A 15,071-nucleotide genomic window follows, 5' to 3' on the forward strand; every position below is an offset into this window, starting at 1 on the left:
GGCTGGTGCGCCGCCGTCGAGCATTACCCTTGGAGTCATGTCACCCGCCGACGACGCCGCCCGCACCCCCGCCGTCCGGCCGCCGTCGCTCACCGACCGGACCATCGAGGCCGTCCGGGAGGGAATCCGGAACGGCACCCTGGTCCCCGGCGAACTGTATTCGGTCTACCGGCTGGCGGATGAACTGGGTGTCTCCCGCAGCCCGGTCCGCGACGCACTGCTGCGGTTGGCGGAAACCGGGATGGTGGCGTTCGAACGCAACCGCGGATTTCGGGTGGTGGTGCCCGGCGCCAGGGAACTGACCGAGATCATCGCCGTCCGGTTGGCCCTCGAGGTGCCCGCAGCGGAGCGGGCGGCGGTCCGGGCCACCGACGCCGCCCGGGTTGCCCTGCACGCCGAGCACCTGGCGATGCAGGAGGCGGTGCTCGCGGGCGACGAGACGGCCTTCATGCTGCACGACCAGCGCCTGCACGGGCTGATGTTGGATCTCGCCGGCAACGCGCATGCCGCCCGGATCATTGAGAACCTGAGGGATGCCACCCGCCTGGTCGGCGCGTCGACGATCAAGCAATCGCGGTCTCTGGACGACGTGTGCCGGGAGCACCTGCCCATCCTGGACGCAATCGACGACGGCGACCCGGGCGCAGCCGGTGCCGCCATGCGTCGGCACCTGGAATCCACCGGGAAGCTGCTCCTGCGGGGTGCCGTGGGAGGTCAGGATACGTCGCTGTGGGAGGACCTGGTCGATCCGGTGTCCGGACCGGATCGCCCAGTAACCGGATGACCGACGAGGTGGAGCGGCGCCCCCGGGGTGGGCTTGCCGCCCTGTGCATCACCCAGACCACCAGCTGGGGATTGCTGTATTACTCGTTGCCCGTGGCCGTGGTGCCCATCGCACAGGACACTGGGTGGAGCGCAGCAGCGATCACCGCGGCGTTCTCCTCCGGATTGATTGTCTCGGCGGTGGTGGGGATCTGGGTGGGCCGGTTGCTGGACCAGCACGGACCGCGGCGCCTGATGGTGACCGGCAGCCTGGTCGGTGTGGCTGCGCTGTTGCTGGTGGCCGCGGCTCCGAACCTGCCCGTCTTTGTGGCCGCCTGGTTGGTGGCGGGGCTGGCGCAGGCCGCCGTGTTCTATCAACCCGCCTTTGTGGTGCTGACCCGTTGGTATGGGCCAGCCCGGGTGCGAGCCTTGACCACCCTGACCCTGGTCGCAGGGTTTGCCTCCCCCATTTACGCGCCGTTGACGGCGCTGCTGATCGAGAGTGTCGGTTGGCGCTCGTCCTATGTGGTGCTTGCCGCCGCGCTGGGGGTGGTCACCATCCCGCTGCACTGGTTCTTCCTGAATGCGCACTGGTCGGCACCGGTCCCTGTTCAACCCCGGCGGACGGTAACCCGCGACGTCCGGGTGACGACGCGCAGCCGCCGGTTCATCATGCTGCAGGTGGCGGTCGCGTCAGCCACCCTCGCCCTCTTCGCGGTGACGTTCAATCTGATTCCGCTGCTCCTGGAACGCGGATTCGATTACCGGACCGCAGTGCTCGCGTTCAGCCTGATTGGGGTGGGCCAGGTCATCGGCCGGCTGTTCTTCGCCATCCTCCCCGGCAGGGGGGACCCGGTGCGCCGGGCGGTGCTGTTGCTGGCCGCGGGCGCGACCAGTCTTTGGCTGTTGGGCTTGTTGCCCGGGCCAGCGTTTGCGCTCATCGCAGTGACGATTCTGGCGGGCGCGGTCCGTGGCTGCGTCACCCTGCTCCAGGCGACAGCAGTTGCCGACCGGTGGGGCACCGCGAACTTCGGTGCCGTGCAGGGTGTGTTCGTGGCGCCGGTGACAGCCGTCGGTGCTCTGGCTCCTGCGGCTGGGCCTCTCCTTGCGGGGCTCCTCGGCGGATATCCGGCGATGGCGCTGGCCATGGCCGGGGTGGCAACTCTTGGAGTGCTCGCCGCCGCACGCTCCTGAGTGTCGACCGTCAGATGTCCAGGACGCCGTCCCAGTTTGGTCGGTCCGGTGCGACTTCTGGCACGATGGGGTGGTGGAATCTCAATCTGTCGCACCCGTCGACGAGCAAGCAGGTACTCGGATGTGGCAGGACTACTGTGCCGCTCACCCCGAGGCGGTGGCAGCGTCACCCGAGTACACGATTGAACACTTCGGTGACACCCGGCGACTGGCTAATGAACTGCTCGCCCTTGTCCTCAGCGGACGGAAGCGGGCGACGGCGGAGCTGGTGCGCGATTTCATCGCTCGCGGTGATCAGGTGCCCCGCATCGGGTCCCACTGGATTGCCTGCGATGGAGCTGGGACTCCTCGCATCATCATTCGTAGTCTGGAACTCCGCATCGGTGGTTTTACCAGTGCAGATGCCGAGTTTGCCGCCGATGAAGGCGAGGATGATCTAAGTCTGGAGAGCTGGCAGCGTGAACATCGCCGGTACTGGACCCGGGTGTCAGCAGCTCAGGGTCGGCACTGGTCGGAAAGCGATGAGATCGTCTTCGAGCGTTTCAGCGTGGTGTGGCCGCCGGAACACGCGGACTCGGTTCTACGCTAAGGCGTGGAGAGGTTCGGCGTCCTGAGTCGCCTGTCGGATTCCACCACCCGCCGGTAAACGACGAGAATTGGGCACCTACACTGCAGATGCCTTCAGACATCAAGTAGCGTGGAGTGGCAAAGGAGACCTGATGCGATCCAGTCGATGGTTTGTCTTCGTGGCCACTGTGCCGCTGCTTGCGATCACCGCATGCACCTCTTCGCCCGATCCGAGCCCGAATCCTCAGACGAGCTCCTCTGCCGTACCCTGCATCCCCGCCGCAGGTGAGATCACCTGGCAGTCCGCGTCCGATGCGGGGTTCCAACTCATCGGCTTGAGCGAGTTCGTCATCGCAGCCGATGGCACAACGACCCGAAGTGACACGGTACTTGATCACGAGGTTGAACTCATCGATATCAACCCGTTGGTGGTGTCCGTATACCAATTGGATGACCGCGACGATCTGTTCACTGCCCTGGTTGAGGACGTGCGCCGCACCGGGCAGGTCCCTGAGGGTTTCGGCGAGCCAATCGACCCTTTCGCCTTCGCCGATGCCGAACCAGCGCCGAACGAAGGCCGATACTTCATGGGGTTCGAAGTCATGACCACCCGCGTACCGTTCGAGGCAGACTGCGGAGGCGGCCTCATCAAGGGATCGCTGCGCGGACCCATTTCCGGCGGCGGTTCTGCAACGCTCATCCAATGCGGCTACGTACCGGAATCACAAAGTCCCGTTGATCCACAACTTCGGTCTTACTGCTGAAGCCGAACAGGAGCTGGATTGACTCGAAACAGTCCCCCTAGATGTTCCGCCCTGCCCCGTGTAACGTCTGTCAAAATGCGAGGGAGAAGGGCGCGAACTAAATGGCGGTGACATCCGTGGATCCCTCAGTCGGTGTTTTACGTGAGAAATCGTTCTGGTCGGCTTTCCTCATCGGTGTCGCGATCATGGCTGGCGTTGACGAGATTGTTTTCCACCAATTGTTGGGGTGGCATCACTTCTATGACGGTTCGACGTCGGAGATTGGCCTAGTCTCCGATGGATTGCTTCACGCTGGCGAACTGATCGCGCTGGTGGCAGGCTTTTTCCTGCTGGCCGATGCCCGGAGACGCGCGTTGTTTTCTCCATTGGAAGCCTGGGCAGGATTCTTCGTCGGACTTGGCTTCTTCCAGTTATGGGATGGAATCATCGACCATAAGGTGCTGCGCCTGCACCAGATCCGCTACGACGTCGATATTCTCCCCTATGATCTGGCATGGAACGGAGTCGGACTCATGCTGTTGACCGCCGGAATCATCCTCACGGTTGTAGCCATTCGCCGTCAGGCTACAGACTGACGATATGGACGGGCATCAGGGGCATACGCAGGGCTCTTATGACCTCGGTATTGTGTTTCTTATTCCGCTAGGGCTGGCTGCCGCAGCGTATATCGGAGCCACGATTACCGAAAAGCGCCGGGGCAGAAGGGAATGGCCAACATACCGGCTAATATTCGGGATACTTGGCTTCAGCGCGATAGCGGCAACCCTGGTAGGACCACTGGCAGAACAATCCCACACCAGTTTTACGGCGCATATGGCAGCGCATCTTCTGGTCGGAATGCTCGCCCCGCTGCTGATTGTTCTTTCCGCTCCCATCACCTTGGCGTTGCGAACGCTTCACGTGGTGCCAGCACGCCGGATAACGACGATGCTGAATAGCGGCCCTGCCCGATTCCTTACCCACCCAATCCCGGCTGCTGTCTTCAATCTCGGATCATTGTGGGCGCTCTATGCCACCTCGCTCAGCGAAGTGATGCAGAGCAATCCGTTACTTCATTACCTGCTGCTCGTACACTTTTTCATTGTCGGCTACCTCTTCACAGTGTCACTCGTGAATGTTGATCCGACACCACACCGGGCAAGTTTCAGGCTGCGCCTGGGGGTACTACTGGTCGCAATTGCTGGCCACTCGATCCTCGCAAAGCACATCTATATTCATCCGCCCGCTGGTACAACGGTTGTGGATGCCCAGACCGGCGGCATGTTGATGTTCTATGGCGGCGACTTCATTGAGCTGGCTCTTGCCGCCGTCATCTTTGCCCAGTGGTACGCCCGCTCCCGCCCAGCGCCGTCGCTCCCACGCGGCGACAAAGGAACACCTCGACCCGTGGCGTGAGCCCACATCATCATTTGTCTTCTGGGAATCTGCATCGGCGGTTTCACTGGTGCAGCGTGGTGTGGCCGCCGGAACACGCGGACTCGGTTCTACGCTAGCTTGCTGGCGGCCTCTGCCAGGTACAGCTCACACGTTGCGTTGTAATAGTCGTTCGTCTCACCCTGATGCTTCATTCCGATGCGCCTACACACACTCTGCGATGCTGTGTTCTCAGCCGAGGTTACCGCGATGACCCGGTCCAGGCCTGCGCTGAAACCGTGTGCCAGCACGGCTGAGGCCGCTTCGGTTGCGTATCCATTCCTCCAGTAATCGGGATGGAAGTGCCACCCGATTTCCGTGTCACCTGATGGTTGGAGTGGTGCTTCACCCGATGCGGGGATCCCCTTCAGCAAGATGGTCCCCACCAGACGGGAATCCTCTGCTCGCTGCACCGCCCAAAAACCCTGAACAGGGTGATGGAAGCTCCGGCATTTCTCGATCAGCCTGTCAGCCTCGGAGCGATCTTCCATCACCCGTGGAACCAACCCGATAAAGCGTTGGACCTCCCACCGCGAGTACAGGTCGTAGACAAAGTCAGCATCGGTTGGCTCCCACATTCGGAGCAGTAAACGGTCGGTCGTTAAAGGCTTCACATGGCCCCCTTGTGAAGGAGCCATCGGTTGACCCGCACTGAGGTTCCTCCCTGAGATCCCTCGAAAGAGGTCGTCCGTCGAAATCCCGCACGTTCAGCGACTCTCTCACTTGCGGTGTTGCCTTCGACTGTCTCCAGTGCCACCGCAGGAAAACCATTGTCGAAAAGCCAGTTTGCAAGGAGTTGAACAGATTCTGTAGCTGTCCCACAGCCCCGGGCTGCGCGTTTCAGGGCGTAGAAGACTTCCGGCTCGCCGCCGTCGCGCCACCCCATCCCAACCGTCCCCACCGCCGAGCCATCGAGCAGTATCGCGTACCGGGCAACGAGCCGATTCCGATGACGTTCCTGAGTTCTGACTATCCGGGTGCGGGCACCTTGTTCCTCGAGATTCGGTGGATAGTAGGTCCACTGAGGAACGTCTGAAACCCGACTCAAGTCGTATTCGAGACGCCAGTCGTCCTCTGTCAGGCACCGGAGTAGGAGGTCGTCATTGCGGAGCTGCTCCGGGAATGGGATAGGAAACACCATCACCCGATGATGGCATAAGAAGCTGCAGATACCGCCTGTTTCACCAAGGGAAAGACCCGTTCCCACGAGATGAGCGGATGAACAAGAAAGTATGATCGTTTCATCAGCTTTTCGGGTTTTGGCAATATGGGGAATCAATGCAAGAAACTAGTCCGTCGTCGGTATTTTCTGCCCGGAAGCGATTTCGTCTGTCAATCGCGGTGGTTTTGGCAGCTTCAGTAGTAGCTGGTGCATCGGGCTGCGGTACCGCCAGCGCGGGCGCCCAAACCGGCGAGGTGGTCCGGATCATCGACGGTGACACCCTGGTGATCAACTTCGAGAATGAGGACCAGACCGTCCGGCTGCTCAATGTCGACACTCCCGAAACGAAACACCCCGACAAGGCAGTTGAGTGCCTCGGCCCCGAGGCGACAGAGTATCTCGAACGTATGCTTCCGCCGGGAACTCCGGTGGGCCTGGATTTCGACGTCGAACTGACCGACCGATACGACCGCGTGCTAGCGGCCGTCGCCCTGGAAGACGGCACACTGATCAATGCCGAAATCGCTCGTCAGGGATTCGGGATCGCGGTCCTATTCGAGCCGAACAGCAAGTACTACGACATCGTGAAAGAAGCGCAGGCAGAGGCCACCGCCAACGAGACGGGTCTTTATGATCCTGCGGCGGAGTGCACTGTCCCGGCGGAGATTGAGCAGGCGACGGCAGCTGTCGACGAAACGATGGAAGAACCCCTCGGAGAAACCGCTGCGGCAGCGGCGGCGACCGTTGGCGCACTTGCTGCCGCGATTGCAGCAGCAGAGACTTTACGCACCGCGCTCGAAGCAGGCGAGAATTCCGTTCGCTGGCTTGCACATTCAACCGCTGCCGGGTCGACCCTTCTAGGCCGGCTCACGTCCACAATCGAGTCCGGCGAATCACGACTTCTCACCCTTGAATCTACGGCCAAGTCCCTGGAATCGGAGGAAGCCTCGGCGAAGGCTGCAGCCGAGAAGGAGAAGGCCGCTGAAGTGAAGAAGGCCGCGGAGGAGAAGAAGGGACTGGCCGAAGCCGCCGCGGAGCGGGACCGCCAAGAAGCTGCGGCTCAAGCCGAAGCAGAGCGGGTTGCGGCCGAGGCGGCAGCTGCTGCCGAGGCTGAAAGGTTGGCCGAAGCCGAGCGCGAACGCGTCCGGGATCTCCCCGCTCCCTACGTTCCCCCGGCCCCGCAGCCATACGTTCCGCTTGCCCCACAACCAGCACCCCCAGTTGTACAACCACCACCCGCCGTACAGGAGCCGTACCCCGGTTACACGGGGCCCCGCTGCTATGCGCCCGGCGGGAAGACCTGGAAGCCTTGCCCCTAGCTGCTCAGGTGACTCGGTAGCGGCCGACCGAGGTTCTTCGCGGCGGCACTCTGCGGCTACCGGTTGAACCCAGCCGGTGAGGTCCACGCACCACTGGAGCGTCGACTACGGGTTCCTAGACATCTCGCTTCTTGGCAACGAGGAGGGCGATCACGAGGAGCAGCAGAGCCCAGGCTCCCATCACCAGTCCACCTTCCCATCTGCTCAGGGCTTCCTCTGATGCGGTGACGGCGACCATCTGCAGGCCAGCCGTTCCGGGAAGGAAACGGACAGCGTCAGGGACCCAGTCCGCGAGGCCAGAGAGAAGCTCGCCGATCAGAGGCAGGACGAAGAAGACAGCTACGGCCGTGACGATGCCTCCGGCGGAGTTACGCAGGAGGATGCCGATGGACATCGAGATAACTGCGACGAGGGCAAGGAAGGTGCCCGTGTTGATGATGCTGGCGAGGACCCCATCCTCCGTCAAAGCAAAGTCGATATTAGCGCTGGCTAGAACAGGCTGGGCGATCAGGTAGGACGCCAGGGCGCTGGCGAGCCCGACGAGGAACGCTATTCCTGCGACGATGACCGTCTTCGCGAGGAGGGCTGGCGTGCGTTTCGGCACGGCGACCAGCGTTGAGCGGATCATCCCGGTGGTCCATTCGGAAGCGATAAGCACGACGGCCAGCGACGCGATGGTCAACTGACCGAAGGTCAGACCAGACGAAGGAACAGTCAACGCCATGACAGCTGCGCTACCTGGCCCGTCCAGAGGAATCTGAAACTCTGCCGACATTTCAGCGTCGGACTGGGCCAGCGTGGCGAAGGACCAAGCGCCCAGAGCGGCTAGACCGACCATGACGATGACGGTCGAAATGATCAATATAACGCTCGATCGGACGGTGCTGATCTTGATCCATTCGGACTTCAGGACCCGGCCAAAGTTCACTCCCGGTCCTTCTGTTGGTCGCCGGTATTGATCGGTTTTACCGGAAGCCGGTTTCGGTAGGGTAGCGGGTGAGGTGGGCATGATCAGCGTCCTTCTACTGTGGCGGAAATGGTGGTGACTGGCTCAGGATTTTGAGACTGGTACTCAACCTCATCCTGGGTGAGCTGCATATAGGCATCTTCGAGGGAAAGCTGAAGCGGAGTCAGCTCGTAAACAAGCACCCGGTCGCGGAGCGCGATTTCAGCGATGCGGCGCGCATCGACACCGGTGATCTCGACGAGTTCGGGTTCGAGGATCTGCGCGGTTACTCCTTCGCCAGCGAGACTCCCGATGAGGTCCTGTGGGCGGTCAGCCCTCACCCGGACCCTGGCCAGAGCCCTGCCCTGTCCATCGATGACCGTTTGGATCGGAGCGTCCGCGATGATGCGTCCTCGTCCGATAACGATAAGGTGATCCGCCGTGAGTGCCATCTCCGACATGAGATGGGAGGACAGGAAAACTGTGCGTCCCTCGGAGGCGAGGTCTTTGGCGAGGTGGCGGACCCACTGGACACCCTCGGGGTCCAGACCGTTGACCGGCTCGTCCAGAATGACCGTGTGGGGGTCCCCGATCAGGGCTGCCGCGATGCCGAGGCGCTGGCCCATCCCCAGGGAGAATCCACCGACACGCTTGTTGGCCACAGATCCCAGACCGGTGAGCTCGATGACCTCTTTAACCCGGCTAGCGGGGATTCCGTGCGTCGCCGCCATAGACCGGAGGTGATCGTAGGCCGAGCGTTTGGTGTGGACGGCTTTGGCATCCAGCAAAGCCCCCACTTCCCGCAACGGGGCCCGGTGTTGCGCGTAGGGTTGGCCGTTGACCGTCACGTGCCCGCCGCTGGGGTTGTCCAGACCCATGATCATACGCATGGTGGTGGATTTCCCGGCCCCGTTCGGGCCGAGGAAACCGGTCACCCTACCCGGCTGAACAGTGAACGTAACGCTGTCAACAGCGGCTTTCTCGCCATACTGCTTCGATAAATTCTGCGCTTCAATCATGGTGTTTTCCTTCGTCATCGTCGTTCTCTGGAGGTAAATGAATTGGGCGCCCGTGCGGAGCCAGATCCGGGCTAGACGCCAGGCCCGCCATGCGCGTGGCTGGTTCAACGATTGGCTTAAGTCCCCAACGCCCTTCCTCGGCGTTCTTGGCACGCCTGATAGAGGTCGGATTCCACGGGATCTCCCAACGCAAAAGAGGAAGTGTCTGGCTGGCAGATAGGAGTCCGATCAGGGCCGTCGTCCGCTTGGTCGGCTCCGTTCCGTCGACAAGAGCGGCACGTATGCTCGATACCAGCTGCATGCGATAGGTGCTGGCGCCGGGTGTCAGGGCGACCACGGGGAAGACCCACAATGCCGAGAGCCTAATCTCGTGGACTTCACCGCGGAGCAGGAGCCGTGACATGAGTGGTTCACGTAATCTCTTTCCGAGGATGCCGATGCTTCTCTGGGCATCCCTGGGCTTTTGCGCGATGTAGTCCCAGGCTAAGCCGAGCAGCTCATCCCCTGGCCTACGCCCAGGCAACGCGGTGATCCTAGTTCTTCCAAGAAAAGTGACACTGGCCAGCACAGCCTCATCCAGGACCAGCTCGGTTAAGATCGCTCCCGCCAAAATGTGCTGCAGATTGCTTTCACCGGCGATTCTTCCGTGCGGCGGCTGCATGAGGAGGAGCAGCATGTCTTCGGCCAGGATCGGAATGTTGTTTTGGGAGTCATCCAGAAGTCCTGTCGTTCCCCGCCCAGCTGCGTTCAGCGGTTCAAAGTTCGTAGAATTAGTGATCTGTTCATAAGTCTTCATACGTTTACTACCGCTCTCCTTCGTCGAGAGTTGTTGTTCCCTTCAGTGGGTGAACCTTGCGGGTGGTTGGCGGACAGCAGACTCTGGTAGGTCAGGTCTCACCGTGAGCTCGGCCCCACCTTTAGGCGGTGGGCTCACCTTCCGTAACCCGCCCCTCAGCCGAGAAATCGGAGGCGATGACGATCGCCCTGGCAAGCACGTCGCGTTGCGCTGGGTTATACACGGCCAGAATTGATTCGAGCAGCGTGTTCTGGGTAACTTCGAGGCTTTTCAGGAGGTGCCTGGTCGGGTCCCTCAACGAGGGATGATCATCCATCACCTTCATGAGTGTCAGCGCGTAACGTTCTGCAAGGTCCTTCCTCACAACCTGGTCGGCGTCGGGAGCTAGGTCATCAAATTCCTTGCCCACGGCATCCGGGTGTGCACTGGCGGCTTTCTGCATATCCTGCATCACGTCGTCGTCGTACAACCGGGACGAAATGAGCATCAACGATTGGTCCTGCTCAGACAAGTGCCCGACACCCGAAAAACCAGCGGGAACACCGGTCACCGATGTGCCGTGAAGAATTGCCTGTATTTCCGCTCTGGCGCGCTGCGATTGACCGATCTTTGCTACGAGATCCGCATCGATGGCCTCTAGCGCCCCACTGGCTGAGCCGCCATCAAGGGTCAAATCAGCGATTTGATCGAGGGGCGCACCAAGATCGCGTAAGCGGCGTATTTTCAACAGACGAATAAGGTGGCTGACCTGATACTGCTTGTAGCCGTTCGACATTCTGTCTGGTTGCTCGAGTATGCCGAGCCGATGGTAGTGCCGGACGGTGTTGACCGTTGTCCCTGCCAAATCGGCGATCTCCCGCGTGCTCCACGCCATTTTTGTCAGCCCCTTCTTACTCGCCTTTGCCTCTGGATCGGAAACCGCTGTGACCGCATCTTTGGCCTATCAGTAGTAGGAAACCCCATGTTCTGACCACAGAGTCAAACTTCGGGCGAACCAGGGGCGGCGTCTCTGAAGGGTCCACGCAGCATCTCTGACGACCTGGAAACCTGATTCAGGTGGTCGCCGAGGATCCGTTCCTACCAGCCAAGGACTCCGACGAGTCCGGTCGCGAGTGCCGCGATAACGACAGTCCACATGATGATCGCGATTCCCTGCCAGAACAGGACCCGCTCCTTCCTGACCCCAGATGCGGTGAAGAAGGCGGCGGTAAGCTGTGTGGGAAGGGCTAGCGGAGCAAGGAGACTCGCTCCTGGAACCCCGAAGCGGTTGAGCCAGCCCTGCAGACGCCGCTGGCCTTTCGCTCGTTTGGTTGACGACTCCGGGGATGCATACCCTGAATCCCCTCCCTCTCCTCCGCGCCCGGCGACGACCTTCTCTCGGACACGAGAACTGATAGCGACGACGGCAAGCACACTCAGGAAGTTACCGACAATAGCCGCGACGGCCGCCACGACCGGATTGACGCCAAGCATAATGCCGATCCCGGCGGCACCCTCCCCTTCGACGTAGGGGATCATAGCCGCGACAGCGACACCTAGTGGCTGCACGAGTTCGGGCAGTTGTTCTACCCATTGCTGCAGGCCTTCATACGGACTGGACATTGCGTCATCCTCTGTGTTTTGAGTGAGCGGGGGAGGTTCCCCCGCCCTTCACCACGCTTTTGCAGCGGCGCCGGAGGCGCTCTGTCGGGAAGTGGTCCCATGTACTAATGCCATTGAAAAGGCTGTTCCAGCCACAGAGTCAAGGCGGGCGAGTATCTGTCGTCCAACCGATTCAGGTAAGGATGGCTGTTCGCTAGTGGCACACCGGGGGGGGGTAAGTGGAAGTGTCTGTTAGTGATGGGCGAGGGATGAGCCTTGAGTTCTAAGGCATCCAGGCCGCAAACCCGTCCTCTGTGCCTTGGACAGTCAACGCGCCGCAGCTCCATCCCGAAGTGCCCGGATTGGGCAACCATGTGACATCCATGACAGGAGCGATCGTTGCTTCGATCGGGGTGCATCCGGCCGGTTGCAGAGCATCCGAATCGAAGCTCAGCGCCCAGCCCTGTGCGTCGTGGGTCGTACGCAGGGCAATGTCGGTGGCGTCCGCCGGCAACCACGGATGCGCCTCCTTCTTAAAGGCAAGATTCTCTTCGGCGCTCCAGTGGACCAAATCCCGGTATGAACGGTCCTCGTGGTTGGCAAACAGACCATTCCAAAGGCTTCCAGCCGTACGTAGAGGGTCACCCAGGGGTGAAACAGCGACAGCGATGCCCGCAAAAAGAGCGAGTGCAATAAGGATTACCGGAAATCTGGAGCGCTTATTCTCGGAGTGAGGGACCCTCTTAGGGGCCGTCGAATCATCAGAAGAGGACATGAATCAACGGTAGGACGGGCTGAAACCATCCACATCACTCCTGGGGATCAACTTTGAAGCCGAAACCAAGTCACGGGTGCACCCAAAGGATGATGACCTGTCCAACTGGGGGGACGGCGGATACCTTTCCTCCTCGAAAGTTCGAGTGTGATGACAGACCTTTCGCCTGCTCCCCATCAATTCACGCCGGTTCCTCCCCTGCGTTCATCCATAAGGTTCACAGCACAACTCAGGACAGATGTCGAGGAGGTCGGGAAGGGAATCCGACGGCGCAGCATGCACAGCCGCGTCCACACCTGTCGGCGCAAGGGCTGGAATTCGTCCACTCAGGCGCGGGCCATATGTGGTTGCTTCTATTCCGAGGTCTGTGAGGTAACTGTGGTTGGCTTCACGGGCCGTGCCGATGACGGTTGCTCCTGCGTCCAAAGCGAACGCGGCGACCGCGCTCCCTACTGCGCCGGAAGCCCCTTCGATGAGCAAGGTACACCCCTTGAGCCGGCCGAGAGAATCGATGACACTGGCGTCCCGCAAGCCGCTGCTCGTCATTGGGCTACTCGGTTTTCTTGTCGCGAACACGCTCACAGCGATCGCGCCCACGCTTGCGGTCGTGCTTGTCGTGCGCTTTATTGCCGGAGCGTTCTCGGGACTGATCTGGGGCATGCTCGCCGGTTACGCACGTCGCATTGCTGCTCCCGAACATGCGGGCCGCGCCCTCGCGATCGCAATGGCCGGCACACCGCTCGCGCTCTCGATCGGAACGCCGATCGGCGCATGGCTCGGGTCCGCGGTCGGCTGGCGGTGGTCGTTCGCAGGCGTCTCTGCCCTCACTGTCGTCCTCGTGCTGTTGGTGCGCGCATGTGTGCCGAACGCGCCCGGACAACGATCAGAGACCCGACTCCCCCTCAGAGGAGTGCTGGTGATCCCGGACGTTGCCCTGATTCTTGGTGTGGTGTTCACCTGGATGCGTGCCCACAATCTTCTCTACTCGTATATCGCGCCGTACCTCGACGGCGCGGGGGTCGGTCTACGCCACGACGTCGCCCTCTTCGTCTTTGGCCTCGCCGCGCTCCTCGGCATCTGGATCACCGGTACCCTCCTTGACCGAGAGCTTCGGCGCCTCACCCTCGTCAGCACAGCGACCTTCGACTTAGCCAGGGCAATACTGTTCGTCTTCCCGTCCTCACTGCCGCTGACGATCGTCTCGCTCATCCTGTGGGGCATCGCATTCGGCGGCTCCGCGACACAGCTGCAGACGGCGATCGGCAATGCGGCCGAGGAAAGTACCGACGTTGCGAACGCAATGCTCACGACCGCCTTCAACCTCGCTATTTTCGGCGGCGGCGCCGCAGGTGCACTCCTCGTCGATGGCAGCGGACCGCCCGCACTCCCCATCGCGATGATCGTGTTGTCCGCAGTAGCACTTCTGGCAGTCGCCTGCGGCAGCATGCATGCATTCCCTCGCCGCCGACACATCACCCTCTCATCAGGGTCAAACCAGAAGAAGCTGCAGAACCTACGGCGGAAGATCAGCCGGTTGGCATGGTCTCGGGCTCTCTGAGCACGTCGAGAATCAGCGCAGGCCGACCGCGACTCACCTCGCAACTTGGCTATTCCCGGAACCAGACGCGGCACCAATCGACCTGACCGGGATGCGGTTTTATGCAGCAGTGACCGAAAACCAGTTAAGGATTGTGTCCAGGGTTTCGGGGTCAAGACGAGTGCCTGGCTCGTTGTATCCGCTGCCGGGCGACGCGGCGACCTCAGCGGGAGTGCGCAGCTCTTCTTTGAACACATGATTTGCGTTGGCGGGGAAGGCGAAGGATACGTTGGACATTCCGGCGGCGGCTTCTTGGAGAGGTCTGCCGTCGGCGTGCATGTCTACCTGTTCGTCCTTCGCGCCGATCAGTATCAGTGTGGGGGCCTGTATCTTCGTCAGTGAATCAGTTGCGGACTCGATCCACAGCTCGCGGGCGAATGGGAGATTCGCCGGTGCTTCGAAGCTGGCAAGCGCCGCCCTCACGCTTTCTGGCAGGCCCGGGTCGAGATCCATTTGTTGCCCAGCCGCGTAACGCGCAGCAGCCTCCCGCACCTTTGCCATCAGTTCGGGGCCACCGGGAACCTGGGTCTGCGGCGCCAGCTGCGACAGCAGCACCTCCTGGATTGGCCGGCCAGGTGGTGCGGCGAGGACGATTCCTGCGAACGATACGTCTTGGCGAGTTGTGGCGTAGTGGAGCACGTGAAGGGTTCCTTCACTGTGGCCGAGCCCTAGAATCCTCGAGGAGTCCACGCCGTCCTGCCGGGAGAGCACTGTGACGGCCGCGATCAACTCGTCTAGGTGCGACTGCATACTCATTTTTCCGCTGAGCTTTACGACGTTCTCCATCGCGTGGGTGCCGGAGGCCCGCTTGTCGTAGCGAAGAGAAGCGACACCCACCTCAGCGAGCGCCTCGGCCATGAGCCGTGCACTGCCATTACTGCCGGGTAGCAGCGGCGAACACCAATCACGGTCGGTCGGGCCGCTGCCGGCCACAAAGATCACAGCAGGACAAGGCCCTTCCCCATCGGGGGACACGACCGTTCCCTCCATCGTGATGCCGTCAAGCTTCCATGTCACATTAAAAGAGTGTGGCATTGCATTCCGTTCTTTTCATCAATCGTGAACCGCCGAGGTACCGACGGAGTGTAAGGCTTCTAGCCTCGATTTTTCATCGGAGGTCTTGGCCGGGTGTTTGAGGGCGGTGGGCAGGGGCCGCGGGTGCTGGTTTGGTTTTGG

Annotated in this window: 17 protein-coding genes and 1 pseudogene; 8 read left to right on the forward strand and 10 right to left on the reverse strand. The window is 61.3% G+C overall.

All coding sequences use genetic code 11. The annotated features are described in order from the left end of the window. Positions 1–37 precede the first annotated feature (37 nt). From ABD059_RS12550 to ABD059_RS12575, 6 genes are all read left to right on the forward strand, one after another. Positions 38–784: a GntR family transcriptional regulator gene (locus tag ABD059_RS12550; protein ID WP_343880512.1), complete on the forward strand. Its 747-nt coding sequence runs from the start codon at positions 38–40 to the stop codon at positions 782–784. Next, on the forward strand, positions 781–1,956 hold the full coding sequence (locus ABD059_RS12555; protein ID WP_343880514.1) for an MFS transporter: 1,176 nt from the start codon (positions 781–783) through the stop codon (positions 1,954–1,956). Before ABD059_RS12550 ends, ABD059_RS12555 begins: the two co-directional genes overlap by 4 nt. Before the next feature lie 121 nt (positions 1,957–2,077). Then, positions 2,078–2,545, forward strand: coding sequence for an ASCH domain-containing protein (locus tag ABD059_RS12560; protein WP_377959552.1), 468 nt, complete (start codon positions 2,078–2,080; stop codon positions 2,543–2,545). Between the two features lie 130 nt (positions 2,546–2,675). Next, positions 2,676–3,287, forward strand: coding sequence for a hypothetical protein (locus ABD059_RS12565; RefSeq protein WP_343880518.1), 612 nt, complete (start codon positions 2,676–2,678; stop codon positions 3,285–3,287). A 101-nt stretch (positions 3,288–3,388) separates the two neighbouring features. Beyond that, positions 3,389–3,862 (forward strand): DUF2243 domain-containing protein, encoded by a 474-nt coding sequence (locus tag ABD059_RS12570; RefSeq protein WP_343880520.1) that lies wholly within the window; start codon positions 3,389–3,391, stop codon positions 3,860–3,862. A gap of 4 nt (positions 3,863–3,866) precedes the next feature. After that, a complete protein-coding gene (locus ABD059_RS12575) occupies positions 3,867–4,682 on the forward strand; it encodes a cytochrome c oxidase assembly protein (RefSeq protein ID WP_343880522.1) in 816 nt (271 codons plus the stop codon). Positions 4,683–4,771: 89 nt separating this feature from the next. Here the strand turns inward: ABD059_RS12575 and ABD059_RS12580 are convergent, their stop codons facing one another. Further along, positions 4,772–5,338, reverse strand: coding sequence for a GNAT family N-acetyltransferase (locus tag ABD059_RS12580; RefSeq protein WP_343880524.1), 567 nt, complete (start codon positions 5,336–5,338; stop codon positions 4,772–4,774). Further along, the gene (locus ABD059_RS12585; RefSeq protein ID WP_343880526.1) at positions 5,311–5,841 is read right to left on the reverse strand and encodes a GNAT family N-acetyltransferase; all 531 of its coding nucleotides are present in this window, start codon (positions 5,839–5,841) and stop codon (positions 5,311–5,313) included. Before ABD059_RS12585 ends, ABD059_RS12580 begins: the two co-directional genes overlap by 28 nt. 137 nt (positions 5,842–5,978) lie before the next feature. Here ABD059_RS12585 and ABD059_RS12590 point away from each other — a divergent pair, with 137 nt between their 5' ends. Then, positions 5,979–7,181 (forward strand): thermonuclease family protein, encoded by a 1,203-nt coding sequence (locus ABD059_RS12590; RefSeq protein WP_343880528.1) that lies wholly within the window; start codon positions 5,979–5,981, stop codon positions 7,179–7,181. 115 nt (positions 7,182–7,296) lie between these two features. Here the strand turns inward: ABD059_RS12590 and ABD059_RS12595 are convergent, their stop codons facing one another. The 7 genes and pseudogenes from ABD059_RS12595 to ABD059_RS12625 form a co-directional block, all read right to left on the reverse strand. Next, positions 7,297–8,190, reverse strand: coding sequence for an ABC transporter permease (locus ABD059_RS12595; protein WP_343880530.1), 894 nt, complete (start codon positions 8,188–8,190; stop codon positions 7,297–7,299). 2 nt (positions 8,191–8,192) lie between these two features. Then, positions 8,193–9,146 (reverse strand): ABC transporter ATP-binding protein, encoded by a 954-nt coding sequence (locus tag ABD059_RS12600; RefSeq protein ID WP_343880532.1) that lies wholly within the window; start codon positions 9,144–9,146, stop codon positions 8,193–8,195. Then, the gene (locus tag ABD059_RS12605) at positions 9,139–9,942 is read right to left on the reverse strand and encodes a GOLPH3/VPS74 family protein (protein WP_343880534.1); all 804 of its coding nucleotides are present in this window, start codon (positions 9,940–9,942) and stop codon (positions 9,139–9,141) included. Before ABD059_RS12605 ends, ABD059_RS12600 begins: the two co-directional genes overlap by 8 nt. Before the next feature lie 121 nt (positions 9,943–10,063). Further along, positions 10,064–10,816, reverse strand: coding sequence for a MerR family transcriptional regulator (locus ABD059_RS12610; protein WP_343880536.1), 753 nt, complete (start codon positions 10,814–10,816; stop codon positions 10,064–10,066). A 203-nt stretch (positions 10,817–11,019) separates the two neighbouring features. Next, positions 11,020–11,544, reverse strand: a complete 525-nt coding sequence (locus tag ABD059_RS12615) for a small multidrug efflux protein (protein WP_343880538.1) — start codon at positions 11,542–11,544, stop codon at positions 11,020–11,022. 262 nt (positions 11,545–11,806) lie between these two features. Beyond that, on the reverse strand, positions 11,807–12,298 hold the full coding sequence (locus tag ABD059_RS12620) for a hypothetical protein (RefSeq protein WP_343880540.1): 492 nt from the start codon (positions 12,296–12,298) through the stop codon (positions 11,807–11,809). Between the two features lie 237 nt (positions 12,299–12,535). After that, positions 12,536–12,820: pseudogene (locus tag ABD059_RS12625) on the reverse strand (NADP-dependent oxidoreductase); the annotation flags it as partial. Between ABD059_RS12625 and ABD059_RS12630 the strand changes: the two are divergent. Then, positions 12,810–13,856 (forward strand): MFS transporter, encoded by a 1,047-nt coding sequence (locus ABD059_RS12630; protein ID WP_343880542.1) that lies wholly within the window; start codon positions 12,810–12,812, stop codon positions 13,854–13,856. The pseudogene ABD059_RS12625 and the gene ABD059_RS12630 sit on opposite strands and share 11 nt — an antisense overlap. A 99-nt stretch (positions 13,857–13,955) precedes the next feature. Here the strand turns inward: ABD059_RS12630 and ABD059_RS12635 are convergent, their stop codons facing one another. Then, entirely contained in the window at positions 13,956–14,912 is a 957-nt protein-coding gene (locus tag ABD059_RS12635) for an alpha/beta hydrolase family protein (protein ID WP_343880544.1), read from the reverse strand. Positions 14,913–15,071: the final 159 nt, after the last annotated feature.

This window comes from Arthrobacter flavus (assembly GCF_039526005.1).
GTDB classification, from domain to species: domain Bacteria; phylum Actinomycetota; class Actinomycetes; order Actinomycetales; family Micrococcaceae; genus Arthrobacter_D; species Arthrobacter_D flavus.